A 25,405-nucleotide genomic window follows, 5' to 3' on the forward strand; every position below is an offset into this window, starting at 1 on the left:
GACCGTAACAATGACCATGTCCGGGAGCCTGGTCCAGTGCGCGCTCCACGTTCATCCGCCGTCGTGACGTCCGCCGCGATCGCGCTCGCCGTGCCGCTCGCCGCGAGCTGCGGCGGCGACCCCGCCAAGGACGACTCACCGGGCGCCGGGCGCTCGTCCGCCGCCCCTGCCCCGGCCAGCCCGCAGGCCTCCTGGATTCCCGGGTTCGTCGCCGACATGAGCGTGCCCGAGAAGGTCGGGCAGCTCTTCGTGCCGACGTTCTCCAGCCAGGCCGACGCACAGTCGATGATCAAGCGCTACAAGGTCGGCGGGTTCATCTACTTTCCGGGCAACATGCGCACCCCGGAGCAGACCGCGGCGCAGTCCAACGCCCTGCAGAAGGCCTCGAAGATCCCGCTGGTGCTCGGCGTGGACGAGGAGCAGGGCATCGTCTCGCGCACCCCGTTCATCACCTCGTTCCCGGGCAACATGGCGCTCGGCGCGACCGGCCGTCCCGCCGACGCCCGCGCCGCCGCCCAGGTCACCGGCGCCGAGCTGCGCGCCGTCGGGATCAACCAGAACTACGCGCCGGTGGCCGACGTCAACGTCGACCCGGCCAACCCGGTGATCGGCGTCCGGTCCTTCGGCTCGGATCCGGCGCTCGTGTCGCGGCTGCTCGACGCCGCCATCCAGGGCTACCAAGCGGCGGGCGTCGCCGCGACGGCCAAGCACTTCCCCGGGCACGGCGACACCTCCACCGACAGCCACACCGGCCTGCCGGTGATCAAGCACTCCCGCGCCGAATGGGAACGGCTGGACGCGCCTCCGTTCAAGGCCGCGATCGCGAGCGACGTGGACGCCATCATGTCCGCGCACATCGTGGTGCCCAAGCTCGACGGCTCCGGCGACCCCTCGACGCTGTCGCGCAAGGTCCTGACCGGGCTGCTCCGCGACTCCCTCGGCTTCAGGGGCGTCATCGTCACCGACTCCCTGCAGATGCAGGGCGCGCGCACCAAGTACGGCGACGCCTCGGTCCCCGTGCGCGCGGTCAACGCCGGAGCCGACCAGCTCCTCATGCCGCCGAGCCTGCCGCGCGCCTACGACGCGGTGCTGACGGCCGTGCGCACCGGCAAGATCTCCGAACGCCGCCTGGACGAGGCGGTGTCGCGCATCCTGCGGCTCAAGGAGCGGCGCGGCCTGTTCCGCGGCACCCGCGCCGACCCCGGCCGCGCGAGCCAGATCGTCGGTTCCAGGGCCAGCAAGGCCACGGTCCGCCAGGTCGCCGAGCACGCGGTCACGCTCGTGCGCAACGAGGGCGGTCTGCTGCCGCTCAAACGGGGTTCCGTCTACGTGTCAGGTCCCCGGAGCGACGTTCTGGCCGCCGCCCTGCGCCGCGAGGGCGTCCGTACCGTCGGCTCGGCCACCGACGCCGACGCCGCCGTTCTCACCACCCTCGACGCGGGCGCCGCCACCACCGCCGACAGGGTCGGCGCCCTCGCCTCCCTACCGGTGATCGTCGCCGCGCTCGGCCGGCCGTACGACCTCGACAAGGCGGACCGGGCCAAAGCGGCGCTCGCCACCTACTCCTCCGGCTCGCCCTCCCTGGCGGCCCTCGCCAAGACACTGGCGGGCACGATCAAGCCGACCGGCAAACTCCCCGTCCCCGCCGCCGGCAACCCCCCAGGCACCGGCCTCACCTACTGACCCGCACCGGTAACGTGACGCGGAGAAGCGAGGTGCCACCCATGTCGTTGCCGAGCTGGGCCACGGACCCGAAGTCCTTGCTGCTCACGGAAGATCAGTATGAGAGCCTGCCCGACCACGTACGCCGGTCGATCGAGGTCATCGACAACCATGTGGTCTTCCTGCACTCGGGCTCACCGGAGCATTCGCGGGTGGCGCGCAGGCTGGCCGACATCATCGAACGCGCCCGGCCCATCGACCCGTGCGTCGAGGTGAGCACGGACGTCGACATGCATTTCCGCCGGCGGCGGCGCGACCCCGAGGGCACCTGGTTCTCGTTCCGTCGACCGGACGTCACAGTGCATCGCTGCCTGGAGCGCGGCAGCAGGCTCACCAGCCGAGACGCTCTCGCCGTCGTCGAAATCGTCTCTCCTGGCAGCGAGCACACCGACACCGTCCAGAAGGTGGCCGAGTACGCGCGCGAGCAGATTCCGGTCTATCTCGTCGTGACGCTCGACGAGAAGCTCTATGTGAAGGTCATCCGCGAGTACAGACTCGACTGGTCGGGGATGAGCTACCAGCTCGTCGCCGCCCACGAGGACGAGCTCGAACTCGACGTGCCGTTCCCGGTGGCGGTCCTCTTCAGCGAGCTCGATCGTCGGTGATGGAGGGCGGCCGCCGCGCAGTGCGGCCGCCGCGGGGCCGGAAAAGGCTTAGAGGCCTAGGGCGGTTAGGGCGGGGAGGTTCGCGCGGGCCGCTTCGCGGGCGGCGTCGGCCGTGCGGGCGTTGCGCGCGGCCACTGCGGCTTCGCGGCATTCGGCCAGGGTGTGCCGGGCGAGGGCGGCTCGTACGAACGGCAGGGACGGGGCGCCCATCGACAGGGAGGTGACGCCCAGGCCCGTGAGAACGCAGGCCAGGGCGGGGTCGCCGCCGGCCTCGCCGCAGACGCCGCAGCCCTTGCCCGCCTCGGCGGCGGCCTCGGCTGTGATCGCGATCAGGTCGAGCACGGCGGGCTGCCAGGGGTCCTGGAGGTGCGCGAGGCCGCCGATCTGGCGGTCGGCGGCGCAGGCGTACTGCGTGAGGTCGTTGGTGCCGAGGCTGAAGAACTCCACCTCGGCCGCCAGGTCACGGGCGCGCAGGGCGGCGGCCGGCACCTCGATCATGATGCCGGGGTGCTCGATCCGGGCGTCGCGGCAGGCCTTGGCGAAGTAGGCGGCCTCCGCCGCGTCGGTCACCATCGGCGCCATGACCTGCAGCTTGGCGGAGCGGCCCGCGGCGGCGCGGGCGAGGGCGCCGAGCTGGGCCGCCAGGACGTCGGGATGGTGCTGCATCATGCGCAGGCCGCGTTCGCCGAGGGCAGGGTTGGGCTCGTCACCGGGAGGCGGGAGGAAGGCGAGGGGTTTGTCGGCGCCGGCGTCGAGCGTACGCACGACCACGCGCCCGTCGGGGAACGCGTCGAGGACCTTGCGGTAGGCCTCTTCCTGCTCGGCGTCGGTGGGCGGTGCCGAACGGTCGAGGAAGAGGAACTCGGTCCGGTAGAGGCCCACGCCCTCGGCACCGTTGGCCAGCGCGGCCTCCACGTCCTGGGGGCCGCCGATGTTGGCCAGCAGCGGGACCCGGTGGCCGTCCTTGGTGGCGCCCGGACCGGTGGACTCGCCGAGCGCCGCCGCCCGGGCCTCCGCCGCGGCCAGCGCCGCCGCGACCTCGGGCTCGGACGGATCGACCTGGACGGTGCCGGCGGCGCCGTCCACCAGGACCCGGCTGCCGTCGGCGAGGCCGGTGGCGCCCGGCAGGGCGACCACGGCGGGCACGCCCATCGTGCGGGCGATGATCGCCGTGTGGCTGGTCGGGCCGCCCTCCTCGGTGACGAACGCGACCACCAGCCGCGGATCGAGCACCGCGGTGTCGGCGGGCGCCAGGTCACGCGCGACGAGGACGAACGGCTCGGCCGACTCAGGGACGCCGGGCATCGGCAGGTCGAGCAGGCGCGCGACCGTACGGTCCCGGATGTCGTCGAGGTCGGTCACCCGGGCCGCCAGGTACTCCCCGGCGCCGGCGAGCAGCTCGCGGTAGACGCCGAACGCCTCGAAGACGGCGCGGGCCGCGGCGACGCCCTCGCCGACCTTGGCCTTGACGCCGTCGGCGAGGCCGGGGTCGCGGGCCATCAGGGCCTGGGCGTTGAGCACGTCCTGCCCCTCCTTGTTGCCGGCCTCGGCGGCACGGACACCGCGCGACTCCAGGTCGGCGGCCACGGCGGCGAGCGCGCCGAGCGCCCGCTCGGTCTCCGCGGCCGCGTCCCCGGCATGGCGGGAATCGGGCTCGGGCTCGGGCACGGCGCCCGCGACGGCGCGTACCGGCCCGACACCGACGCCCGGGCTGACCCCGGCTCCCCGCAACACGCTGGGACTCATCTCGCGCACCCTCCGGCGATGAAATTCAGGACAGGGACGAAGCTGCAGGGGAAGGCTCAGGCCTGTTCGGGCTCGGGCTCGGAGAGCAGCGCTTCGAGCTCGTCCAGGAGGGTCTCGGCGCCGTCGCCCTCGGCGGCGATGACGATCTCCTCGCCGTGCCGGGCGTCCAGGCCGAGCACCGACAGGATGCTCTTGGCGTTGACCGGGTCGCCGCCGCGCTTGGCCACGGTGACGTCGCCGTCGGCCCTGGCCGCGGCCTGGACGAACAACGCCGCGGGCCGGGCGTGCAGACCCACCCTGGATTCGATCTTGACGTTACGCTGCGTCACTGGAACAACTCCTCATGTTCACTCCGCGCCCGGGAGGCCCCAGGCACGGAGGTCGACTTCCGTCATGTCCGCCACCACCCGGTCCGCCGCGGCCAGCGCCGCCGCGGGCTGGGTGGTGGTGATCCCCACGCAGGTCATACCCGCAGCCTTCACCGCGGCCACTCCGGCGGGGGCGTCCTCGAATCCGAGCGCGTCCCGCGGCGCCACCCCGAGGGCGTCGCACGCGGCCAGGAAGCCCTCGGGATCAGGCTTCCCGTTGGCCACGTCGTCGGCCGTGACCAGCACGTCCAGCAGGTCCTTGATGCCGAGCCCCTCCAGCAGGCCCTCGGCGTACCGCCGCACGCCCGAGGTCACCACCGCCAGCGGCACACCGCCGGCGTGCAGCGCACGGACGAGCTCGACCGCGCCCGGCACCGGCTGGACCGGCGGCATGTCCGGTCCCGTCTCGTACGAGACGACCTCGTGGAACAGGTCCTCGACGGTGCGTCCCGGGAACAGGTGCAGCAGCTCGGCCAGCACCTCCCGGCCGCGCCGCCCGGCGAACGAGGCGATCAGCTCGTCGTCGTAGGCGATGCCGTTCGCGGCGAACATGCGCGCCCACATCTCGCGGTTGCGCGGCTCGGTGTCGATCAGCGTTCCGTCGAGGTCGAAAACGGCGGCCTTGAGGTCGGTACGGCGCACGCCGGCGGAGTCGGTGGCCTTCAGCTCCATGTGAAGAGCTCGGCCCCCTTGTCGACCTCGCCGGACTCGGCCACGTCGGACAGTGCGTCGGCGTTCGCGTCCAGCGCCACCACCGCGCAGATCGGCGAGCGGCCGCCCGCCTCGATCGCGGCGGGGTCCCAGCCGATCAGCGGCTGCCCGGCGGTCACCGCGTCGCCCTCGGCGGCCAGCAGCTCGAAGCCCGCGCCCTTGAGCTGGACGGTGTCGATGCCCAGGTGCACCAGCACGCCGTGGCCCTCGGCGTCGACGACCACGTACGCGTGCGGGTGCAGCTTGACGATCGTGCCGGTGACCGGGGCGATGGCCTGGCCCGGCGCCCGCTCGGGGTCGACGGCGGTGCCCGGGCCCACCATGGCCTGGGCGAACACCGGGTCGGGCACGCCGGCAAGCCCGACGACGCGCCCGCTCACGGGCGACAGAACTCGCGTCATGAGAACACTCCTTGTCGAGCGTGGGATCGGGACGTCAGTCGAGAATGTCCTCGATGTCGCTGGCGATGGTGTCGGCCTCCGGGCCCACGACCACCTGGACGACGGTGCCGCTGCGCATGACGCCGAACGCGCCCGCGGCCTTCAGTGCCGGCTCGTCGACCTTGCCCGCGTCCTCGACCTCGGTGCGCAGCCGGGTGGCGCACGGCTCGATCTCGATGATGTTGTCGGCGCCGCCCAGCGCCGCGATGATGGCCTCGGCCTTGTCCATGATCATTTCCTGCCTTCGGTCTGTCAGGTGCGGTGCTGTGGTGGTGCGGTGCTGTGGTGCGGCGGCGGGCTCAGTCGGTCTGGGTGACCTTGTTGAGCCCGCGCGGCACGTCGGGGTCGAGCCCGAGCCGGCGGGCCAGGTTCTCGACCAGGATCTGGCCGGGCACGATCAGGCCGAGCGGCGCGACCCACTCGGGCAGCGCGGGACCGGGCAGGGCGAGCGAGGACGCCTCGGCCAGTCCCGTGCCGCCGCCGATGCCGTACGCGCGGGCACCGGCGGTCGTGACGCGGCGGGCCAGCGCGATCGTGCCGGACAGGGTCGGGCCCTCCTCGGCGGCGACCAGCAGCGCGGGCGTCTGGGCGTCCACCACCGCGATCGGGCCGTGCAGCAGGTCGGCGTACGAGAGGCCCATGGCGTGCAGGTAGCACGCCTCCTTGATCTTGAGGGCCAGCTCCAGCGCGGTGCCGAACGCGATGCCGCGGCCGGACACCACGGCACCCGGCACCTGGGCGAGCTCCTCGACGATCTCGGGCAGCGCCGGCGACGACTCGGTGATCGCGATGAGCCGCCGCACCTCGTCCGGTACCCGGCGCAGGTCGTCCACCTCGGTGTCGGCGCCCAGCCCGAGGCCCAGCACCGACAGCGCGGCCAGCTGGGTGGTGTAGGTCTTGGTGGCCGGCACCGCGAGCTCGTCGCCCGCCTCCGTCAGCAGCGCGACCTCGGCGGCCTCCGCGAGCGGCGAGCCGGCGCCGTTGGTGATCGCCACGGTCCGGGCGCCGTTGCCGGCGGCCCAGTCCAGGGTCTCGACGATCTCCTCGGTCTTGCCGGACTGGCTGATCGCGACGGCGAGCACACCGGACAGGTCCACCTGGCGCCGGTAGGTCGTCGCGATGGACGGCGCGGCCAGGGTGGCGAGGCGTCCCGTGTGCGCTTCGACCAGGTACCGCCCGTAGACGGCGGCGTTGTCGGACGAACCGCGTGCGATGAACAGCACCTGGCGCGTCTCGCGTGCGAGCCGCGCGATGTCGGCGGTCCGTGGCAGCAGGGCCTGGAGTGTACGGCGCAGCGCCTCGGGCTGCTCGCCGATCTCAGCCCGCATTCGGCTGGTGGTCATGATCCCCCTCAGAAGGCTTTCTGCCCGTTGATCCACGTCGTACGCGCCCGGAGGTCATCTCCGAGCCAGACCAGATCGGCGGCGGCGCCGGGGGCGATGCGGCCGAGGTCCGTACGTTCGATGAGGTCGGCCGGGACGCGGGTGGCGGCGTCCACGGCGGCGACCAGGTCGATGCCGATGCGCACCGCGTTGCCGACCGCCTCGTCCAGGCGGAGGCCGGAACCGGCGATCGTGCCGTCGGCGCGCAGCGGCGGCCCCGACTCGGGCAGCTCGATGGGTTCGCCGCCGAGCTCGTAGGTGCCGGGCGGCATCCCGGCGGCCGCGGCGGCGTCGGTGACGAGCACGACCCGGCCGGGCGCGGACCGGAAGACCAGCTTGCAGACGGCAGGCGCCACATGGTGCAGGTCGACGATGAGCCCCGGGTGCAGGCGGTGGTCGACCAGCGCCTGCACGGCGACGCCGGGATCACGGTGGTGGACGCCGCTCTGCGCGTTGAAGATGTGCGTGACCTTGCGGGCGCCCGCGTCGGCCGCGCGTTCGACCTGCTCGGCGGTGGCGTCGCTGTGACCGACGCTGACCAGGACGCCGTGGCGGGTCAGGGTCTCGATCGCCGCGAGCGCGCCGTCCCGCTCGGGGGCCAGCGTGACCAGCTTGACCAGGCCGGTCTCCAGCAGCGTCGCGATCGCCTCGGGCGTCGGGTCGGCGAGGAGGCCGGCGTTGTGCGCGCCCCTGCGCTTCTCCGCGAGGAACGGGCCTTCGAGGTGGACGCCGAGGACCTTGGCAGCGGCAGCGGGCAGACCCGGCAGCAGGTCACGCGTGCGGCGCAGCGCTTTGGCCTGGACGTCGACGGGGGCGGTGATGAACGTGGGGAGGAACGAGGTCACCCCGGTCTCGGGCAGGCGCCGGACGACGGTGTGCCAGCCGTCCTCGCCGGCGTCGGCCAGATCGTGCCCGAAGAACCCGTTGACCTGAAGATCGACCAGCCCGGGAGCGAGAACGCCGTCCCGAAGGTGCAGGTCAGGCGGGTCGTCCGGGACGCCCTCGCCGACCTCGGAGATCACACCGTTCTCGACGCAGACGAATCCCGGAGAGAGTACGCGGGTAGGACCACCATCGGCGGGGGCAGTGATCAAGCTGTTCGCAGTGATCAGTTGTGACATGCGCGATTACTCTCCGTGATGCTGGAGTCGCTCTCTGCTGTTGAACGACTACTGGTCTAGTCCGGACTAGACCAGTACGAACCATACTCCACACATCGGATAGAGCGAAGATGTCGGGCCGAACTTCATGTGCTCGGGCCCACTCGGGGGAGGTCATCCGCTCATGAGTTCCACGGCTGCCACGACCGGCGGCGGGGCGCGCGGCGCCTGGTCGGCCACGTTCGCGGTACTGCAGCGCATCGGCCGGAGCCTGATGCTCCCGATCGCGGTGCTGCCCGCGGCGGGCATCCTGCTCCGCCTGGGCCAGGACGATCTGCTCGGCAAGGACGGGCTCGGCTGGAACCGCATCGCCGAGGTCTTCGCGGCGGCCGGTGGCGCGCTGCTCGACAACCTGGCGATCCTCTTCGCTGTCGGCGTCGCGATCGGCTTCGCCAAGAAGGCCGACGGCTCCACCGCGCTGTCGGCGGTCGTCGCCTACCTGGTCTTCGACCGCGTCTCCAAGGTGATGTTCTCGCACACCGACACGCTCAAGGGCGACGTCGTCCAGTCGGTGATGCAGGACGGCGCGGCCAAGGAGGCCATCAACTACGGCGCCAAGAACCCGACCCAGGTGCTGGGCGGCATCGTGGTCGGCATCATGGTCGCCCTGCTCTACCAGCGCTTCTACAGGATCAAACTCCCGACGTGGCTGGCGTTCTTCGGCGGCCGGCGCTTCGTGCCGATCATCAGCGCGGCCTGTGCGCTGCTGCTGGGCGTGCTCTTCGGGTTGATCTGGCCCACGCTGGGCGGCTGGATCGACGACTTCGGAGACTGGATCACCGGCCTCGGAGCGGTCGGCGCCGGGGTCTACGGCATCTCCAACCGCCTGCTTCTCCCCTTCGGCCTGCACCACATCCTCAACACGCTCGTGTGGTTCACGTTCGGCTCGTACAAGGCGCCCGACGGCGCGGTCGCGCACGGCGAGATCAACCGCTACCTGGCCGGCGACCCGACCGCGGGCACCTTCCTGGCCGGGTTCTTCCCGGTGCTGATGTTCGGCCTGCCCGGCGCGGCGATGGCCATCTGGATGGCCGCGCCCAAGCACAAGCGCAGCGCCGTGGGCGGCCTCATGATCTCGGCGGCGCTCACCGCGTTCGTCTGCGGCGTGACCGAACCGATCGAGTTCTCGTTCATGTTCGTGGCGCCGGTGCTCTACGCCATCCACGTGGTGCTGACGGGCATCTCGATGTACATCCTCGCCGCGATCGACGCCCAGCTCGGCTTCGCGTTCTCCGCGGGCCTGATCGACATGCTGCTGAACGCGACCAAGAGCAACACCCGGCATCTGTGGGCCGTCATCGGCCTCGGCATCATCTACTTCTTCCTCTATTTCGCGATCTTCTACTTCGTGATCACGAAGTTCAACCTCCCCACCCCCGGCCGCGAACGCGAAGAAGCCGCAGCCGCCGACGGCACCGTAGGCGCCCTCATCGACCAACCCACCGACAACACCGACGGCAACACCAAGAGCCCCAAGAACAAGCCCCACCCACCCGGGGGCTGACCCTCTTCTATCGTCAACCCCGCAGGTGGGGCGATGGAAGTGAAACCACGTTCTGTGGATAACTCCGCGGGACCACCGGGGCATGGAGGCTGACGCGGCTGGCGCCACGCCTGCAGCCGACATGGCAGGCGCCACGCCTGCAGCCGACATGGCAGGCGCCACGCCTGCAGCGGGCATGGCAGGCGCCACGCCTGCAGCGGGCATGGCAGGCGCCACGCGCGGCGGGCACGGGGTCAGCGGGGAGTGGAGGGTGGGTTTACCACTGGTCTAGTGGCTGACCTTGGGTCGCATTGATCGGGGACTTTGAGCGACGGGACGGGGTGATGGGGCGGGAGGGGTTCGCCGGAGTTGGAATTGTGATCTTCTAGCGGTCTGACCTGCGGGTTTGCTGACCGTGACGTAATCCGGCCGTTATTCATCTGTGCATTGACAGAGGTTAATTTTGTGTGGTCTAGTCCGGCCTAGACCAGTACTGACCTGACTTGACCAGTACTCCCGACCGGACTCCCCGGCCCACGAGGATTCCCCGTGACAGCGATCGATCCACACAGTCCCGTACCCAAGTACTTCCAGCTCCGCGCCATCCTGCTCGACCTCATCGAGACCGCGGAACTGCCCGTCGACGCGCCGATTCCCTCGGAGCGGGAGTTGTGCGCGGAGTACGGACTGTCCCGGATGACCGTTCGCCAGGGGGTCGACCAGCTGGTGACCGAGGGGCGCCTCTACCGGGTGCCGGGCAAGGGCACGTTCGTGGCCCGGCCCAAGATCGAGATGCCGCTGCGGCTCGTCTCGTTCACCGAGGACATGCTCAGCCGCGGGTTGCGGCCGGGCGCGATCGACCTGGCCCGGCGCACCGTCGCGGCCGACGCACGGCTGGCCCGCCTCTTCGAGGTCGAGGCCGGTACCGCCATCCATGTGATCGAACGCCTCCGGACCGCCGACGGCGAGCCGATGGCGTTGGAACGTTCACACATCCTCGCCTCCTTCGCCCCCGATCTGCTCGACCGGCGTCTTGCGGACCGCTCCCTCTACGGCGTGCTCGAGGCGGTGTACGGGCTGGTCTTCGACGCCGGAGACCAGACGATCGACGCCGCGCTCGCCGACGCGGCGGAGGCCAAACAACTCCACATTCCCAGGGGCAGTGCCGTGCTGCTCCTTCAGCGGCGCTCCTATGCCGGGGGCGTCTGCGCGGAACTGGGCGTGTCGACCTACCGGGCCGACCGCTACCAGATCCACACGGCCCTCGGAAATCCCCCGACGCGCTCCTAGGCGCAGCCCCCCGGTAAATCGAGGAGGAACCCCTGATGAGTTCGACAACCGCCGTGGGCACCGTGCCCGGCGGCAGCTCCAAGACACTCGCGATCCTGCAGCGCATCGGACGCAGCCTCATGCTGCCGATCGCCGTCATGCCCGCGGCCGGCATCCTCTTCCGGCTCGGTCAGGGCGACGTGATCGGAAACGACGAGGCCAAGGACCCCTGGCTCAGCTTCGCCGGGGCCGACCGGGTGGCGGAGATCTTCCTCGCCGCCGGTGGCGCGATCTTCGACTGGCTGCCGCTGCTGTTCGCGGTGGGCGTGGCGATCGGCTTCGCCAAGAAGTCCGACGGCTCGACCGGCCTGGCGGCCGTGGTGGGCTACATGGTCTTCCACTACGTCAGCATGACGATGTTCTTCCACACCTTCGCCGACGACAAGCTGATCTTCCCGAGGATCACCAAGGCGCTGTTCGACCCGGACAACCCGGGTACGCCCAAGCCCGCCATCGACTACGCCGCCGCGAACCCCACCCGGGCCCTCGGCGGCATCGTCATCGGCATCGTGACCGCGCTGCTCTACCAGCGCTTCTACCGGATCAAGCTGCCGGTCTGGCTCGCCTTCTTCGGCGGCCGCCGGTTCGTGCCGATCATCACCTCGTTCGCCGCACTGGTGCTGGGCCTGCTCTTCGGCTGGATCTGGCCGGTCCTCGGCAAGTGGCTCACCAACTTCGGCGAGTGGATGGCCGACAACAGTGAGATCGGCGCGGGCATCTACGGCGTCATCAACCGCGTCCTGCTGCCGCTCGGCCTGCACCACATCCCGAACAACGTCGTGTGGACGCAGATCCCCGACTGCACCGTCAACGGCAAGGCCTACAGCGGCGACCTGCTGTGCTACCTCGCGGGCGCGCCGGACACCGGCTGGTCCATGACCGGCTACTTCCCCGTGCTGATGTTCGGTCTCCCCGCCGCCGCGATCGCGATGTGGCGCGCGGCTCCGAAGCACCGCCGTCCGGCCGTCGGCGGCATCATGCTCTCCGCCGCGCTGACCGCGTTCGTCACCGGCATCACCGAGCCGATCGAGTTCGCGTTCGTCTTCATCGCCCCGGTGCTCTTCGGCATCCACGCGGTCCTGACCGGCATCTCGATGGCCGTCGCGGACATCCTCGGCATGAAGCTGGGCTTCAGCTTCTCCGCGGGAGCCATCGACATGATCATCAACGGGTCCAAGGACAACACGAAGAACCTGATCGGGTTGATCATCATGGGCCTGATCTACGCGGTCATCTACTACGCGCTCTTCACCTTCGTGATCAAGAAGTTCAACCTCGCCACCCCGGGCCGCGAGCCCGAGGGCGAGGAGTCGGTGGCGGCCGACCCCGCCGCCGACCCGGAGCTGGCGGCCGGCGAGAACGAGAAGAAGGGCCGGTCCCGGCGTGAGAGCACGGCCGCGGACACCTCGGCTCCCTGACACATCCGGGACCTCCAGCCCACACCGGTCCCGACCCCGAGTCCTCTCCTGACTCCCTGAGAGGACTCACCCCGCGGCGGCGGGGCGTCCCGCGGACGCCCCGCCGCCGTTCTTCATGCTCAGCCCCATCTCCAAATGCTCGGCACCATCTCCGACACCCGAGCGGACCGGTGTTACAGCCGGGGCCGCAGGTGGCCATGGTGTATTCATCCGCCGGGCCGTGCCTCTTGTTGTCGTCGCCGAACGACAGGAGGTCAGCAGCATGCCAAGGCGTTACATCAGTGCCGAGGACGACCGTTCGGGCACTGCCACCGGCTACGCGATCGACGGGGCGCTCGCTCTGCAGGAGGTGCGGCGGCCGCCAGAGCTTCGGCATACCGTCGAGGCCACGTTACGGCTCGTGGCAGAAGTACTGGCCGGGATGAGGCCGGTACGCCAGCTCACCAGCCGCGCATTGCCCGAGGTCTGTCTCGCGGTTGCCGCGCACCAGGTTCCGCTGGCGGCGGGCGTACGGATCGTTCCGCCTCGCATTCTGACGTCGTGGCTGCAGCAACCCGTGCCGAACGCCGTGGAGACGGGAGCCGTCGTCGTCATCGACGGGCGGGTGCGGGCGTTGGCGCTGCGGCTGGAACACCGGAGGGGGCGCTGGCGATGCGTCACCGTCGAGACCGCCGACCGCGGAAGGCCCCAGGCGTTTCCGTGAGAACGACGAAGCGGCCTCCCGGTCACCCGGGAGGCCGCTTCAGGGTCGATCAGTTGTTGCGCGGGTCGCCGTGGCAGCGCTTGAACTTCCGGCCCGAACCACAGGGGCAGGGGTCGTTGCGGCCGACGCCGGCGTACTCGTCCGCAGCGTCTTCGCTGTGGGTCTCCACGCCGCCCTCACCGTCGACGGTGGGGCCGGTGTAGTCCAGCTTGGCCGGGCGCTTGGGCTCGTCGAGCCCCTTCGCCTTGATGTGCGGCGCGTCGTCCTCGGGGACCTCGTCCACCTCGGCGTCGTCCGCGGGCTCCGCGGTCTTGGAGACCTCGACCGGGGCGGCCCCGACGGTGGGGGTCTGCGGCTGGTCCTCGACCTCGACCTCGAGGTTGAAGAGGTAGCCGACCGACTCCTCCTTGATGCCGTCGAGCATGGCGTTGAACATGTCGAAGCCCTCGCGCTGGTACTCGACCAGCGGGTCGCGCTGCGCCATGGCCCGCAGGCCGATGCCCTCCTGGAGGTAGTCCATCTCGTAGAGGTGCTCGCGCCACTTGCGGTCGAGCACCGAGAGGACCACGCGCCGTTCGAGCTCGCGCATGACCTCGGAGCCGAGCTCCTCCTCGCGCTTGTCGTACGCGGCGTTGGCGTCGTCGCGGATGCGCTCGGCCAGCGTCTCGGCGTCGAGGCCGGAGATGTCGCCGCCGACCTCCTCGCTCAGGTCCTCGACCGTGATGGAGATCGGGTAGAGCTGCTTGAACGCCTTCCACAGCTTGTCGAGGTCCCACTCCTCGGCGAAGCCCTCGCCGGTGGCGCCCGCGACGTAGCCGTCCACCACCTCGTTGATCATCCGGCGGACCTGCTCGTGCAGGTCGGCGCCTTCGAGCACGCGGCGGCGCTCGGCGTAGATGACCGTGCGCTGGCGGTTGAGCACCTCGTCGTACTTCAAGACGTTCTTGCGCATCTCGAAGTTCTGCTGCTCGACCTGGCTCTGCGCCGACCTGATGGCGTTCGAGACGATCTTGGACTCGATCGGCACGTCGTCCGGGATGTTGAGCCGGGTCATGATCGACTCAACGCGGGCGGAGTTGAACAGCCGCATCAGGTCGTCCTCAAGGGACAGGTAGAAGCGGGACTCGCCCGGGTCGCCCTGACGGCCGGACCGGCCGCGCAGCTGGTTGTCGATACGGCGCGACTCGTGCCGCTCGGTGCCGAGGACGTAGAGCCCGCCGGCGTCGACGACCTCCTCGTGCTCGCCCTGGACGGCCTCCTTGGCCTTGTCGAGGGCCTCGGGCCAGGCGGCCTCGTACTCGTCGGGCGTCTCCAGCGGGCTGAGCCCGCGCTGGTGCAACTCCAGGTCGGCCCGGAAGTCGGGGTTGCCGCCGAGCATGATGTCGGTGCCTCGACCGGCCATGTTGGTGGCGACGGTGACGGCGCCCTTGCGGCCCGCCTCGGCGACGATCGCCGACTCCTGCTCGTGGTGCTTGGCGTTCAGCACCTGGTGCGGGATGCCGCGCCGCTTGAGCATCTTGGACAGGCGCTCGGACTTCTCGACCGAGGTGGTGCCGACCAGGACCGGCTGGCCCTTCTCGTGCCGCCCGGCGATGTCCTCGACGCACGCCTCGAACTTGGCCTGCTCGGTCTTGTAGACGACGTCGGCCACGTCATCGCGGATCATCGGCTGGTTCGTCGGGATCGGCACGACGTTGACCTTGTAGGTCTTGTTGAACTCCGCCGCCTCGGTCTGGGCGGTACCGGTCATGCCGGACAGCTTGCCGTAGAGACGGAAGTAGTTCTGGAGGGTGATCGTGGCGAGCGTCTGGTTCTCGTCCTTGATCGCCACCCCCTCCTTGGCCTCGATGGCCTGGTGCATGCCCTCGTTGTAGCGGCGCCCGTGCAGGATGCGGCCGGTGAACTCGTCGACGATCAGGACCTCGCCGTTCATGACGACGTAGTCCTTGTCCTTCTTGTAGAGCTCCTTGGCCTTGAGGGCGTTGTTGAGGAACGAGACGAGCGGCGTGTTCTCGGGCGCGTAGAGGTTGTCGATGCCGAGCCAGTCCTCGACCTTCTCGACACCGGCCTCGGTGATGCCGACCGTGCGCTTCTTCTCGTTGACCTCGTAGTCGCCGGGGCCGTACTCGTCGACCTGGCCGGCGGTGCTGACCAGCTCGGCCCGCTTGAGCCGCGGCGTGATCTTGGCGAACTCGCCGAACCACTTGGAGTTCTGCTCGGCCGGGCCGGAGATGATCAGCGGCGTCCGGGCCTCGTCGATCAGGATCGAGTCCACCTCGTCGACGATGGCGAAGTTGTGGCCGCGCTGGACGCACTCGTCCAGGCTCCACGCCATGTTGTCGCGCAGGTAGTCGAAGCCGAACTCGTTGTTGGTCCCGTAGGTGATGTCGGCGTTGTACGCGGCGCGCCGCTCTTCCGGCGTCATCTGCGGGAGGATGACGCCGACCTCGAGACCCAGGAACTGGTGAATGCGGCCCATCCACTCGGCGTCGCGCTTGGCCAGGTAGTCGTTCACCGTGACCACGTGGACGCCGTCGCCGGACAGCGCGTTCAGGTAGGCGGGGAGCACACAGGTGAGGGTCTTGCCCTCACCGGTCTTCATCTCCGCGATGTTGCCCAGATGCAGCGCGGCGCCACCCATGACCTGAACGTCATAGTGGCGCTGGCCGAGCACCCGCTTGGCGGCTTCTCGAGCCGTCGCGAACGCCTCGGGCAACAGCTCGTCCAGGGTCTCGCCCTCGGCGATGCGCTCCCGGTACTTGTCGGTCAGCTCACGCAACTCGGCGTCGCTCATCTCGAGGAAGTCTTCCTCGATCGAGTTGACCTGATCCGCGAGCTTCTTGAGCTTGCGCAGGGTCTTGCCTTCGCCCGCGCGAAGGATCTTATCGATGACTGGCGGCACTCTCGGAGGCTCCTTGCAGATCGTGGTTCACCGCGACCAGCGGCACGCACACCACACGTACGATGCCATCGTAGGCGAGTCCAAGGATGGTCTAGCTCACGCGACGGCGCAATCCAGGCCGCGTTCTGTTTGATCGGCGCGCTACGCGGAAGATCTACAAATGCACCTGAGGGGAGGCGCTTGATGTCTGACGAGTCGTTCGGATCGCATGCCGGCCGGCCCAGTTCGTGGGTCGCCGTCACGATCGTCTTCATCGGTTTCGTGGTGGGTGGGGTGGCCCTGACCTTGGGCCCCAACTGGGTGGTCTTCTGGATAGGGGCCGCGATCGTCGTGGTCGGCAGCGTGGTGATGGGCGCCGTCCACATCTTCTCCGACGTGGTGGTGGACGCTCCGCGTGTCATCCCGGAGATCGTGGACTATTCCCTCTTCGGCAGCCGGACCGACCGGCGCCGCGGCGGCAAAGCGGGCGAAACGCTCGACAAGCCCAAGGCCACCGATCCGCACCAGACACCGCACGGCTGAGCTTCCGCCCGGCTCGATCCCGGGTTTTCCAGCCGAGCAGCCCGTCTTGCCGACCGACGCAAGGCGGGCTTCCGCGTTCCTCGGCTCAGCTGGCCCAGCCGCGCCTCAGCGCCTTGTCTCACCCGGCCGACCTCGGCTCAGCTGGCCGCGGACAGGTTCAGGGCGGGGAGCAGGTGGGGCGGGTCGAGCCTTTCCACCCGGACGTTGTCGCAGGCGACCCAGGTGGCGGCTTGCCAGAGGGCGGTGGAGAGGGCCTGAAGGGTGGTCTCGGTGCGGGCGGGTGTCGCGGTCGCCCACGGTTCGAGAGAGACCTGGCGGGCGATGAGGGTCTTGCCCTCGCGCGCGGGATCGACGCGGCCCAGGAGCCGGCCGCCTGCCAGCAGGGGCATGGCGAAGTAGCCGTGCACGCGCTTGGCCTTGGGAACGTAGGCCTCAAGCCGGTGGTCGAACCCGAAGACGCGCGAGGTGCGGGCACGGTCCCAGACCAGGGAGTCGAACGGGGACAGCAAAGTGGTGGCGTGCCTGCCCCGTGGTGGAGCGGCCAGCGCCTCGGGATCTGCCCACGCGGGATGCTTCCACCCGTGCACCCGGACGGGAACCAGCTCCGTGGCGTCGATGACGGAGGCCACCTGGTCGCCCCTCAGCCGGAAGTAGTCGGCCAGGTCGGCGCGGGTGCCGACGCCCAGGGCGCGCCCGGCGTGGGAGACCAGGCGGGTCAGGCAGGCTTGGTCGTCCGGGTCCTGAGCGAGGAGCTCCTCGGGAACGGCTCGTTCGGCCAAGTCGTAGACGCGCCGCCAGCCGACGCGCTGGACGCAGACCACCTCGCCGATGTCCAGCAGCCACTCGATCGCGATCTTGGCGTCGCTCCACTGCCACCAGTCGCCGCCCGCCTTGGCGCCGCCGAGCTCCTTGGTCGTGAGCGGCCCGTCGGTGCGGAGGCGCCCAAGGATCTCCTCACGCGGTCCGTCGGGGACCTTGTGCCAGCGCAGCCCCCGGGCGCGGTAGGCGCGACGTCGGAACGCGAACGACGGCCACTCGGAGATGGGCAGGATGCTGGCGGCGTGGGCCCAGTATTCGAAGGTCGCGCCGCCGCCCCAGTAGGCGTCCTCGACGGTCGCGCGCCCGACCGCGCCCAGCCGGGAGTACGGGACGAGCTCGTGGGAACGCGCGAGCACGGAGATCGTGTCGAGCTGGACGGCACCGAGGTGCTCCAGCAGGGCCGGGACTCCCCCGCCGCGGCGTCCGGCGGCGCCCAGCAGGCCCTGCGCGCGCAGTTGGAGGCGGCGGACTTCGTCGGCGGTCAGTTCAACGTGGCTCACGCCGCGATCGTAAGGCACGACACCGACAAAACGCCTTCGGCGGTGGCGGTGGCGGTGGCGCCGGTGGCGGTGGCCAGGGTCAGGTGATCTCTAGGAGCTTCTCTCGGACGGCGTAGACCACGGCCTCCATCCGGGAGTGCAGCTGGAGCTTCTCCAGGATGTTGCGGACGTGGTTCTTCACGGTGTTCTCGGAGATGAAGAGCTCCTTGGCGATCTCCCGGTTGCCCAGGCCGCGGGCCACCAGGCGGAGCACCTCCATCTCGCGCTCGGTCAGCCGGGGCGCCGGGACCTGCTGGGTGCGCTCCTCGCTGCGCTTGGCGAGGGAGGCGAACTCGGTGATCAGCTTGGACGCCATCGAGGGGCTGATCAGGGACTGGCCGCCGTACACGGCGCGGACCGCCTGCGGGACCTCGTCGATGGAGATCTCCTTGAGCAGGTAGCCGCTGGCCCCCGCCTTGATCGCTTCGAAGAGATCCTCCTCCTCGTCGCTGATGGTCAGCATCACGATCTTGGCACTGGGCGCCGCGTCCTTGATCGCCGTGCAGGCCTCGATGCCGGAGCGGCGCGGCATGCGGATGTCCATCAGCACGACGTCGGGGAGCAGGTCGCCCGCCATCTGCACGGCCTCGTGGCCGTCGCCGCCCTCGCCGATGACCTCGATGTCGGCCTCGCCCTGCAGGACCATCTCAAGGCCGCGCCGGAAGAGCGCGTGATCGTCGACGATCAGGACCCGGATCGGATCGGCGGCGGCCTCGCTGTCGGCCGCGGCGGAGTCGCCGGCGGCCACCTGACGGGGTACCGCCGCGGCGCCGCGAGTCTCGGGATTCTCGCTCACCTGAGTCGCGACGTGGAGGAGACGCCGCTTCCCCCCTTCACTGTGCGTGATCTTGGGTCGTGTGGAGCGGAGTCCGGGGCCGTCCGGCGAGGACGGGCCCCGGACTCCGCGTCCGCGGCTTGCGCTTTCTAGATCATGACATGCTCTGGACGGTGACGTGACGCATGTGCCACATCACTCTTCGACAAGGCGGATGACGCCGTAGTCCCAGCCGCGCCGCCGGTAGACGACGGAGGGCTGACCGCTGGCCTTGTCGCGGAAGAGGAAGAAGTCGTGGCCCACCAGCTCCATCTCGAAGAGAGCCTGCTCAATGCCCATGGGCTCGGCCTTGTGGAACTTCTCGCGGACGACGATGGGACCGTCGCCCTCCATGGAGATCGGGACGAGATGCTCGTCCGCCGCGAGGTCGGCGGGCTCGTAGGCGTCGAAGTCGGGTTCGGGTTCGGCGACCTTCGTCGCGGTGGCCGGGGCGACCGGCTCGGCCGGGAGCTCGGGCGGCAGCTGCTCCATGGTGGCCAGCTTCGCCGGGGACTTGCCGTGGTGGGCCTTGTGGACCTTGCGCCGGTCGCTGTCACGGCGCAACCGGGACTCGAGCTTGTCGAGCGCCAGGTCCAGGGCACCGTATCGATCGTCCGCCGCGGCCTCGGCCCGGATGACCGGCCCGGTCTGGTGGATCGTGAGCTCGACCCGCTCACGCCGGTCGGCCTGGCGGGGATTACGCTCCTGCGACACCTCCACATCGACGCGGATGACCTTCTGGTTCAGCTTCTCGATCTTGGAGAGCTTGTTGTCGACATGCCGCCGGAACCTGTCGTTGACGTCCGTACGGCGGCCCTTCACGATGATGTCCACGCGGGACCCCCCTTCTCCCGGAAATAACGGGCTCCCGTTGTTCGGGGTCGCACCCGCCCGGCCGACCTGGTCTTCGTCCCCACATCCGCCTGCTGAGGGGCTCGCGGCGCTTTCGCCACTACTGCCCTTCTCTCGCTTCGGGGGATATCGGATCCCCCGGCGAGGCAGGACTTACCTCTAAGGCGCACCGTGATCGGTCGACGAGAAGTCGCCTTACGTGGGCCGTTTCGCCTGCGCCTGGCATCGGCTAGCCGGACCGCCTGTCGTGCCCTCTCAGAGCACTGCGATCCGACGCAACCACGGACCCGGGCGGGTGCCATGTCAGGAACGCTAACCCCTTACGCCACGAATGTCAGGGGGGTGAACGGAGGAAAAACTCACACACCGTCATCGGGCGAGGTCAGATCGCCACTCTCGAACGTCCCCTCGACGGCGCTCACATGCCGTGAATCCCCGCGTGCACAGGGCCTGCCGACCTCGGCACCGACCCAGGTCACAGGCATCTGACCACCCGGTGAGTTTGGAAAATTCGACCGTAATGATGACGGCACGTGACCGTTGATACCGCAAGCATCTACCCACTCGCGACATGTCGGGCGATGTTCCGTGACTGTGGGTAACTAGTTGCCGCCTCGGCAGCCGCGAGTGAAGAAAGTCACCATGCCCAGGTGGTCACCATCTTCGTGGCGTCGCGGCGACGGTCGCACCGCCGACGACGTCAGCCCCGGCCGCCCGCAGAGCCCGCGCCGCCTCCGCCAGGGTCGCCCCGCTCGTGACCACGTCGTCGGCCACCACGACCCGCCTTCCCGCCACCGGACTCACCACCTCGAAGGCGCCGGCCAGGTTGGCCGAGCGCGCCGTGCCGGACAGCCCCGCCTGATCGGCCACGTGCCGCCTCTGCCGCAACGCGTTCACCCGTACGGCCCGTACGCCCGCGGCGTGGATCTCCCGAACCGCCACGGCGGCCATCCGGCCGGTCGCGTCATGTCCACGCTGCCGCACCACCGCAGCCGAGGACGGCACCGGCACCACGACCGGCACTCCCGTGCTCTCCACGGCGCTCTCAGAGCCGCCCATGCCCCGTGCGCCGGCCTCCAGGGCGGCGAGGACGGCGAGGACGCTCCGGGCGAGGGCCCGGCCAAGCGGGCGGGCCAAGGCCGTACGGCCCCGTTCCTTGTGCGCGACGATCACGGCGCGGGCAACGCCCTCGTACATCGAGACGGTCCAGAGCGGCGGAAGCCCGGGCGGAGCAGGGGCGGGCCGCACCTGGCGAGCAGCTCCGCCCAAAAGCTCTCCGCAAGGCCCGCAGAGGGACCGGTCGCGGATGCCGCAGCCAGCGCAAGCCTGCGGAAGAACCAGGTCCAGAACGGTGTCAAGCAACCCCATGGCCGACAACATGCGGACGACGATGTCCGATGGCCCGAGGCAACACCAGAGCTCAAGCGAACTGTGGATAACTCTCAGCGGGAATAGCTGGGATCGGAGCCGTCGATGGGGCAGGTCCACTCGCTGAACTGGTCACGGGCCGACTGCTGGTAGCAGATCCGGTTGCGCGGGCCATTGCGGGTGCCGATGTAGACAGGCGCGCCGGGTGAGGCGGCGATGGATTTGGGCTCGCCCTGGATACCGCCGCCCAGCGGGCTTATGGCGCTGCCACTGACCGGGACGAGGTAAGGCAGTACCTGGGACTCGGACCGCCTGCGCCCGAGTACGGCGAGCGTTCCGAACTCGCGCCAGGCCAGGTCGATGGCGGCCTCCAGCTCGGAGCTGACGGGCAGGAACCCGCCCGCGTTGACGGCGCCGTTCTCCTCGTAGTCGATGCGCCCGAGCTGTACCTGGGTGCGCCCGTCGACCTTCACGATCGCGGCGGCCCGGACGCCGTCGCGGGCCACCCGGAACGCCAGGACCTCACGGCCGTCGAGGCCCCAGATCTCGACCTGCCGGAACGGCTGGCCGCGCTTGCGCATCCACAGCCAGGACTTGTTCTTGGCCGTCTCGACCACCCACAGCTGGTTGCTGCGATCCCACGTGGGCGCGGTGAAGTACGAACCGGGCCGCCGGTGCGTCAGCAGCGTCTGGAGCGCTCGTGCCTCTTGCAGGCCCTCGGTCAGGAGCACCTGGCCGCGGTCCTGGCTCAGGCCGGCCGCCTCCGCCATGTCGGGCGCGACCGCGGGGCGTATGAGGCGGTGGGCGAGGCTCTGGGTGAGCGGGTTCTCCTTGCCGGCGGCAAGCCCGCTCAGCAGGCCCTTGGACCCGATGAAGTAGGGCGTGTCGGTGCTCAGCACCTCGTCGCCGTCCGGGGTGTACTCCTGCCAGGACTGGATCGGCTGGGTGGCCTTGTGGCCGTCGGGCGCGACCTCCCTGCCGTCGATCTTGAGCCGCCACTGCTTGATCTCGGGCAGCTGGCGCATCGTCCAGCTGAGCTGGGCCGACATCTGCTCCGGATCGGCGCCGCGGGCCTCACGGCTGAGGTCGATGGTGGCGACGCCGTCGTCGATGCCGACGCCGCCGCGCAGCTTGGTGCCGGCCGGGAATGCGTTGACCACCGCGGGGCTGAGCCAGGACGTCGGCCCCGCCAGCAGCGCCCGGACCAGGTGGGAGGCCAGGTGCCGCCGGTTGGCCACCGGCAGGAAGATCCCGTTGGGAACGAGCCGGGTCCGGTCGGGCGTGAAGAAGTACAGGTTCATCGAGCGGAACGCGCGGTCGACGTCGGCCTTGGTGAGCAGCACCTCCGTGGGCAGCCCGGTGATCCGCCACGTTCCCGGCCGGGTGCGGGTCAGCTGGAAGGTGACGTCGACCGACCGGGGATCGGCGGTGTACTGGCCGTCGGCGGTGATCACGCCGAGCTGGTCTCCCGTGAGCTTCACGGTGGCCTGCGTGTCGCTCACCTTCTCGGTCCGCGGCTCGAACCTGGCGTCGCGGAAGACGGTGACCGTGGGCCGGGAGCCGGGCTGCCAGTTGGTGTTGCCGGCGAGGTACTCGCGCGCCACCCTGTGCCCGTCGTCGAAGCTCGCCGACGCGTACAGGAAACCGGAGACGATCTGCGTCGGCGACCAGCCCGCCCGCGGCCGGACCGGGATGAGCCGGACGTACTGGTCATCGGCCTGCTCGGCCCGGTCGGCGGCCTTGCCGGACAGGACCCGGCCGCCGCTGGGCACGGTCGCGCAGCCGGTCGCGCCGGCGCTCACGCACGCCGTCACGACCGCGGCGGTCACGAGGACGGCACGGCACGAGAAGCCGATCACTCGCCCACCTCCAGCTCCGCGAACAGGGGCCGCGAGGCCCCGGCGCCCGGCGGTACGAGCGGCAGCGGCGAGCCGCGCAGCTCGGCCCCGGCGACCCGCGGCAGCGACAGGCGGAACTGCGAGCCCACCCCGGGCTCGCCCCAGGCCTGCAGCCAGCCTCCGTGCAGCTGCGCGTCCTCGCGGGAGATCGACAGGCCGAGGCCGGTGCCGCCGGTGGTACGGGCGCGCGCCGGGTCGGCACGCCAGAACCGGTCGAACACCATCTGGCCCTCCCCCGGTTTCAGTCCGACGCCGTGGTCGCGCACCGCCACCGCCACCGCGTCGCGGTCGGCGGCGACCGACACCACGATGTCCTCGCCCTCGCCGTGCTCGACGGCGTTGACCAGCAGGTTGCGCAGGATGCGTTCGACCCGGCGGCGGTCGACCTCGGCCATGCACGGCTCGCCCGGCAGCTGGAGCACCACCTTGCTGCCCTTGCGCTCGGCCAGCGTCTGGGAGTCGCCCACGGCGCGCAGCACCAGGTCGCGGACGTCGACCGACTCGGCGTCCAGCGTCGCGGCCCCGGCGTCGTGGCGGCTGATCTCCAGCAGGTCCGCCAGCAGCGACTCGAACCGTTCGAGCTGGCTCTGCAGCAGCTCCGCCGACCGTCCCACCGACGCGTCCTCGAACGTGTCGCGGTGCTCGTAGAGCATGTCGGCGGCGATGCGGATGGTGGTCAGCGGCGTGCGCAGCTCGTGCGACACGTCCGACACGAACTGCCGCTGCACCTGCGACAGCTCCTCCAGCTCGCCGATCTTGTCCTGGAGGTTGGCGGCCATGTCGTTGAACGAGGTGGCGAGGCGGGCCAGGTCGTCCTCGCCGCGCACGCGCATCCGCTCCTCCAGCCGCCCGGCCGCCAGCCGCTGGGCGCCCTGGGCCGCCAGCCGCACCGGGATGACGACCTGCCGCGTGACCAGCGAGGCGATCGCGGCCAGCAGCAGCACGAGAACGGCGCCGACGACGATCAGGGTGCGCTGCACCTCGGTCAGCGTCCGCTGCTCCTCGGTGAGGGGGAACAGGTAGTAGAGCTCGAACTGCCCTGCCCGTCCGCCCACGATGAGGCCCCGCTGCGACGGCCGTTCGGAGTCGGTGTAGCGCAGCGTCCCGTACGTGCTGGCGGTGGTGAAGCGGGCATTGGCCTTCGCCTGCCAGAGCTCCTCGCGCAATCGCCGGGGCACGCTCTCGGGCTCCAGGCCGTTGGTGCCCCAGCCGTCGACGAACTCGTTGGTGGTGTCGCGGATGTAGACCTCGTACAGGCCGGACGGGCCGCTGCGCGCCCGGAGCCCGTTGACCACGCTCTCGACCCGGCTGCCGGTCTCGGCGGAGCTCGCCAGCTCGCGCCGGACCGCGGCGAGGCCCTCGTCGAGCTGGCCGATCGCCGTGTTGGTCTTGGTGTCCATGAGCGCCGCGGTGATCCGCAGCTGCAGGAAGACACCGAGGATCGCCACCACGATCGCCGAGATGACGAGCGTGGAGGTGACCACCCGGACCTGGATGGAGCGGCGCCACCGCGTGTAGAGACGCCGGGCCACACCGCGCACGACCCGGCGGAACGTGACGAGCCCGCGCCGCACGTTCCGCTTGATCGCCGTCCTGCCGATCGCGCTCATGGCCGCCATGGCCGTGGTTTCCTGCTGCTCACCGGGGGGGCCTGGACGGGGCCGGCTAGGCCGGTCCCGCCTTGTAGCCGACACCGCGGACGGTGACGACGATCTCCGGCCGCTCCGGATCCTTTTCGATCTTGGCTCGGAGCCGCTGCACGTGCACGTTGACCAGGCGGGTGTCGGCGGCGTGCCGGTAGCCCCAGACCTGCTCCAGCAGCACCTCGCGGGTGAACACCTGGCGCGGCTTGCGGGCCAGGGCGACCAGCAGGTCGAACTCCAGCGGGGTGAGCGGGATGTGCTTGTCGCCCCGCTTCACCGAGTGCCCCGCCACGTCGATCGTGATGTCGCCGATCAGCAGGGTCTCGGGCGCGGGCTCGTCGGTGCGGCGCAGGCGGGCGCGGACGCGCGCCACCAGTTCCTTGGGCTTGAACGGCTTGACGATGTAGTCGTCGGCGCCCGACTCCAGCCCGAGGACCACGTCGACGGTGTCGCTCTTGGCCGTCAGCATGACGATCGGGATGCCGGATTCGGCGCGGATCTGGCGGCAGACGTCGATGCCGTCCGCGCCGGGAAGCATCAGGTCGAGCAGCACGAGATCGGGCCGCGTCTCCCGGAACGCTTCGAGCGCCTTGTCGCCGTCGTGGACGAACGACGGCTCGAAGCCCTCGCCCCTCAGCACGATGCCAAGCATTTCGGCGAGCGCGAGGTCGTCATCGACGACCAGTACACGTCCTCTCATGGCCCTCATCGTCACAAAGTCGGGGTTCGGTGGAGTGGGGTGGTGAGAAACACACCTTGGCGTGCAAGGTTACCCGCGTTTGCCTTGTACATGACCCGTCCCGGAAGGCCGGATCGTAAACAGGGACTCCCGAACGCCGCCGCGGGTTGACCTGGATTCGCCCTGAATTCCGACACCGGTGGGGATGTGCTCCCGTCACCCGCCCTTTGTGCGGACAAGCCTCCCTTGGCTCATGACAGGATGACGAGAACTTCGACAGGCCGCACTTCGCACGTTCGCCA

22 protein-coding genes are annotated in these 25,405 nt (G+C 70.2%); 7 read left to right on the plus strand and 15 right to left on the minus strand.

Annotated elements, in window-relative coordinates:
- The first annotated feature begins 36 nt into the window (after window positions 1-36).
- Both ABD333_RS34200 and ABD333_RS34205 read left to right on the plus strand, forming a co-directional pair.
- Complete coding sequence (locus tag ABD333_RS34200; protein ID WP_344546692.1) at window positions 37-1,683, plus strand: glycoside hydrolase family 3 protein; 1,647 nt, start codon at window positions 37-39, stop codon at window positions 1,681-1,683.
- A gap of 41 nt (window positions 1,684-1,724) precedes the next feature.
- Window positions 1,725-2,327 (plus strand): Uma2 family endonuclease, encoded by a 603-nt coding sequence (locus tag ABD333_RS34205; RefSeq protein WP_344546693.1) that lies wholly within the window; start codon window positions 1,725-1,727, stop codon window positions 2,325-2,327.
- A gap of 48 nt (window positions 2,328-2,375) precedes the next feature.
- Here the strand turns inward: ABD333_RS34205 and ptsP are convergent, their stop codons facing one another.
- The 7 genes from ptsP to nagA all read right to left on the minus strand — a co-directional run bounded on the left by ptsP (window position 2,376) and on the right by nagA (window position 8,095).
- On the minus strand, window positions 2,376-4,073 hold the full coding sequence (gene ptsP / locus ABD333_RS34210) for a phosphoenolpyruvate--protein phosphotransferase (RefSeq protein ID WP_344546694.1): 1,698 nt from the start codon (window positions 4,071-4,073) through the stop codon (window positions 2,376-2,378).
- A gap of 56 nt (window positions 4,074-4,129) precedes the next feature.
- Window positions 4,130-4,402 (minus strand): HPr family phosphocarrier protein, encoded by a 273-nt coding sequence (locus tag ABD333_RS34215; RefSeq protein WP_344546695.1) that lies wholly within the window; start codon window positions 4,400-4,402, stop codon window positions 4,130-4,132.
- Window positions 4,403-4,420: 18 nt separating this feature from the next.
- Complete coding sequence (locus ABD333_RS34220) at window positions 4,421-5,113, minus strand: HAD family hydrolase (RefSeq protein ID WP_344546696.1); 693 nt, start codon at window positions 5,111-5,113, stop codon at window positions 4,421-4,423.
- A complete protein-coding gene (locus ABD333_RS34225) occupies window positions 5,104-5,553 on the minus strand; it encodes a PTS sugar transporter subunit IIA (RefSeq protein WP_344546697.1) in 450 nt (149 codons plus the stop codon). Before ABD333_RS34225 ends, ABD333_RS34220 begins: the two co-directional genes overlap by 10 nt.
- A 34-nt stretch (window positions 5,554-5,587) precedes the next feature.
- A complete protein-coding gene (locus ABD333_RS34230; RefSeq protein ID WP_344546894.1) occupies window positions 5,588-5,824 on the minus strand; it encodes a PTS sugar transporter subunit IIB in 237 nt (78 codons plus the stop codon).
- A gap of 67 nt (window positions 5,825-5,891) precedes the next feature.
- Window positions 5,892-6,935, minus strand: coding sequence for an SIS domain-containing protein (locus tag ABD333_RS34235; protein ID WP_344546698.1), 1,044 nt, complete (start codon window positions 6,933-6,935; stop codon window positions 5,892-5,894).
- Between the two features lie 8 nt (window positions 6,936-6,943).
- The gene (gene nagA / locus ABD333_RS34240; protein ID WP_344546699.1) at window positions 6,944-8,095 is read right to left on the minus strand and encodes an N-acetylglucosamine-6-phosphate deacetylase; all 1,152 of its coding nucleotides are present in this window, start codon (window positions 8,093-8,095) and stop codon (window positions 6,944-6,946) included.
- Between the two features lie 163 nt (window positions 8,096-8,258).
- Between nagA and ABD333_RS34245 the strand changes: the two genes are divergently transcribed.
- The 4 genes from ABD333_RS34245 (at window position 8,259) to ABD333_RS34260 (ending at window position 13,067) form a co-directional block, all read left to right on the plus strand.
- Entirely contained in the window at window positions 8,259-9,638 is a 1,380-nt protein-coding gene (locus ABD333_RS34245) for a PTS transporter subunit EIIC (RefSeq protein WP_344546700.1), read from the plus strand.
- A gap of 528 nt (window positions 9,639-10,166) precedes the next feature.
- Window positions 10,167-10,907 (plus strand): GntR family transcriptional regulator, encoded by a 741-nt coding sequence (locus tag ABD333_RS34250; RefSeq protein WP_344546701.1) that lies wholly within the window; start codon window positions 10,167-10,169, stop codon window positions 10,905-10,907.
- A 35-nt stretch (window positions 10,908-10,942) separates the two neighbouring features.
- Window positions 10,943-12,364 carry a PTS transporter subunit EIIC gene (locus tag ABD333_RS34255; protein ID WP_344546702.1) on the plus strand — a complete coding sequence of 474 codons (1,422 nt, stop codon included), beginning with the start codon at window positions 10,943-10,945 and terminating at the stop codon, window positions 12,362-12,364.
- Between the two features lie 262 nt (window positions 12,365-12,626).
- Window positions 12,627-13,067, plus strand: a complete 441-nt coding sequence (locus ABD333_RS34260) for an Rv3235 family protein (RefSeq protein WP_344546703.1) — start codon at window positions 12,627-12,629, stop codon at window positions 13,065-13,067.
- Window positions 13,068-13,116: 49 nt separating this feature from the next.
- On the opposite strand, the gene secA is transcribed toward ABD333_RS34260, so the two are convergent.
- Window positions 13,117-15,969, minus strand: a complete 2,853-nt coding sequence (gene secA, locus ABD333_RS34265) for a preprotein translocase subunit SecA (RefSeq protein WP_344546704.1) — start codon at window positions 15,967-15,969, stop codon at window positions 13,117-13,119.
- A gap of 183 nt (window positions 15,970-16,152) precedes the next feature.
- Between secA and ABD333_RS34270 the strand changes: the two genes are divergently transcribed.
- Window positions 16,153-16,491: an HGxxPAAW family protein gene (locus tag ABD333_RS34270; RefSeq protein ID WP_344546705.1), complete on the plus strand. Its 339-nt coding sequence runs from the start codon at window positions 16,153-16,155 to the stop codon at window positions 16,489-16,491.
- A 137-nt stretch (window positions 16,492-16,628) separates the two neighbouring features.
- Here ABD333_RS34270 and ABD333_RS34275 read toward each other — a convergent pair whose 3' ends face one another.
- The 7 genes from ABD333_RS34275 to mtrA form a co-directional block, all read right to left on the minus strand.
- The gene (locus tag ABD333_RS34275) at window positions 16,629-17,810 is read right to left on the minus strand and encodes a winged helix-turn-helix domain-containing protein (protein WP_344546706.1); all 1,182 of its coding nucleotides are present in this window, start codon (window positions 17,808-17,810) and stop codon (window positions 16,629-16,631) included.
- 79 nt (window positions 17,811-17,889) lie between these two features.
- Window positions 17,890-18,597: a response regulator gene (locus ABD333_RS34280; RefSeq protein WP_344546895.1), complete on the minus strand. Its 708-nt coding sequence runs from the start codon at window positions 18,595-18,597 to the stop codon at window positions 17,890-17,892.
- Between the two features lie 222 nt (window positions 18,598-18,819).
- Complete coding sequence (hpf, locus tag ABD333_RS34285) at window positions 18,820-19,497, minus strand: ribosome hibernation-promoting factor, HPF/YfiA family (protein WP_344546707.1); 678 nt, start codon at window positions 19,495-19,497, stop codon at window positions 18,820-18,822.
- Window positions 19,498-20,169: 672 nt separating this feature from the next.
- Complete coding sequence (locus ABD333_RS34290) at window positions 20,170-20,712, minus strand: ComF family protein (RefSeq protein ID WP_344546708.1); 543 nt, start codon at window positions 20,710-20,712, stop codon at window positions 20,170-20,172.
- Between the two features lie 245 nt (window positions 20,713-20,957).
- Window positions 20,958-22,742 carry an LpqB family beta-propeller domain-containing protein gene (locus ABD333_RS34295; protein WP_344546709.1) on the minus strand — a complete coding sequence of 595 codons (1,785 nt, stop codon included), beginning with the start codon at window positions 22,740-22,742 and terminating at the stop codon, window positions 20,958-20,960.
- Entirely contained in the window at window positions 22,739-24,391 is a 1,653-nt protein-coding gene (mtrB, locus tag ABD333_RS34300) for an MtrAB system histidine kinase MtrB (RefSeq protein ID WP_344546896.1), read from the minus strand. The genes ABD333_RS34295 and mtrB overlap by 4 nt, the downstream gene beginning before the upstream one ends.
- Before the next feature lie 55 nt (window positions 24,392-24,446).
- On the minus strand, window positions 24,447-25,124 hold the full coding sequence (gene mtrA / locus ABD333_RS34305; RefSeq protein WP_151558308.1) for an MtrAB system response regulator MtrA: 678 nt from the start codon (window positions 25,122-25,124) through the stop codon (window positions 24,447-24,449).
- Between the last annotated feature and the right edge of the window lie 281 nt (window positions 25,125-25,405).

Origin of the sequence: Actinomadura fulvescens (genome assembly GCF_039533225.1) — a bacterium.
Lineage (GTDB): Bacteria > Actinomycetota > Actinomycetes > Streptosporangiales > Streptosporangiaceae > Spirillospora > Spirillospora fulvescens.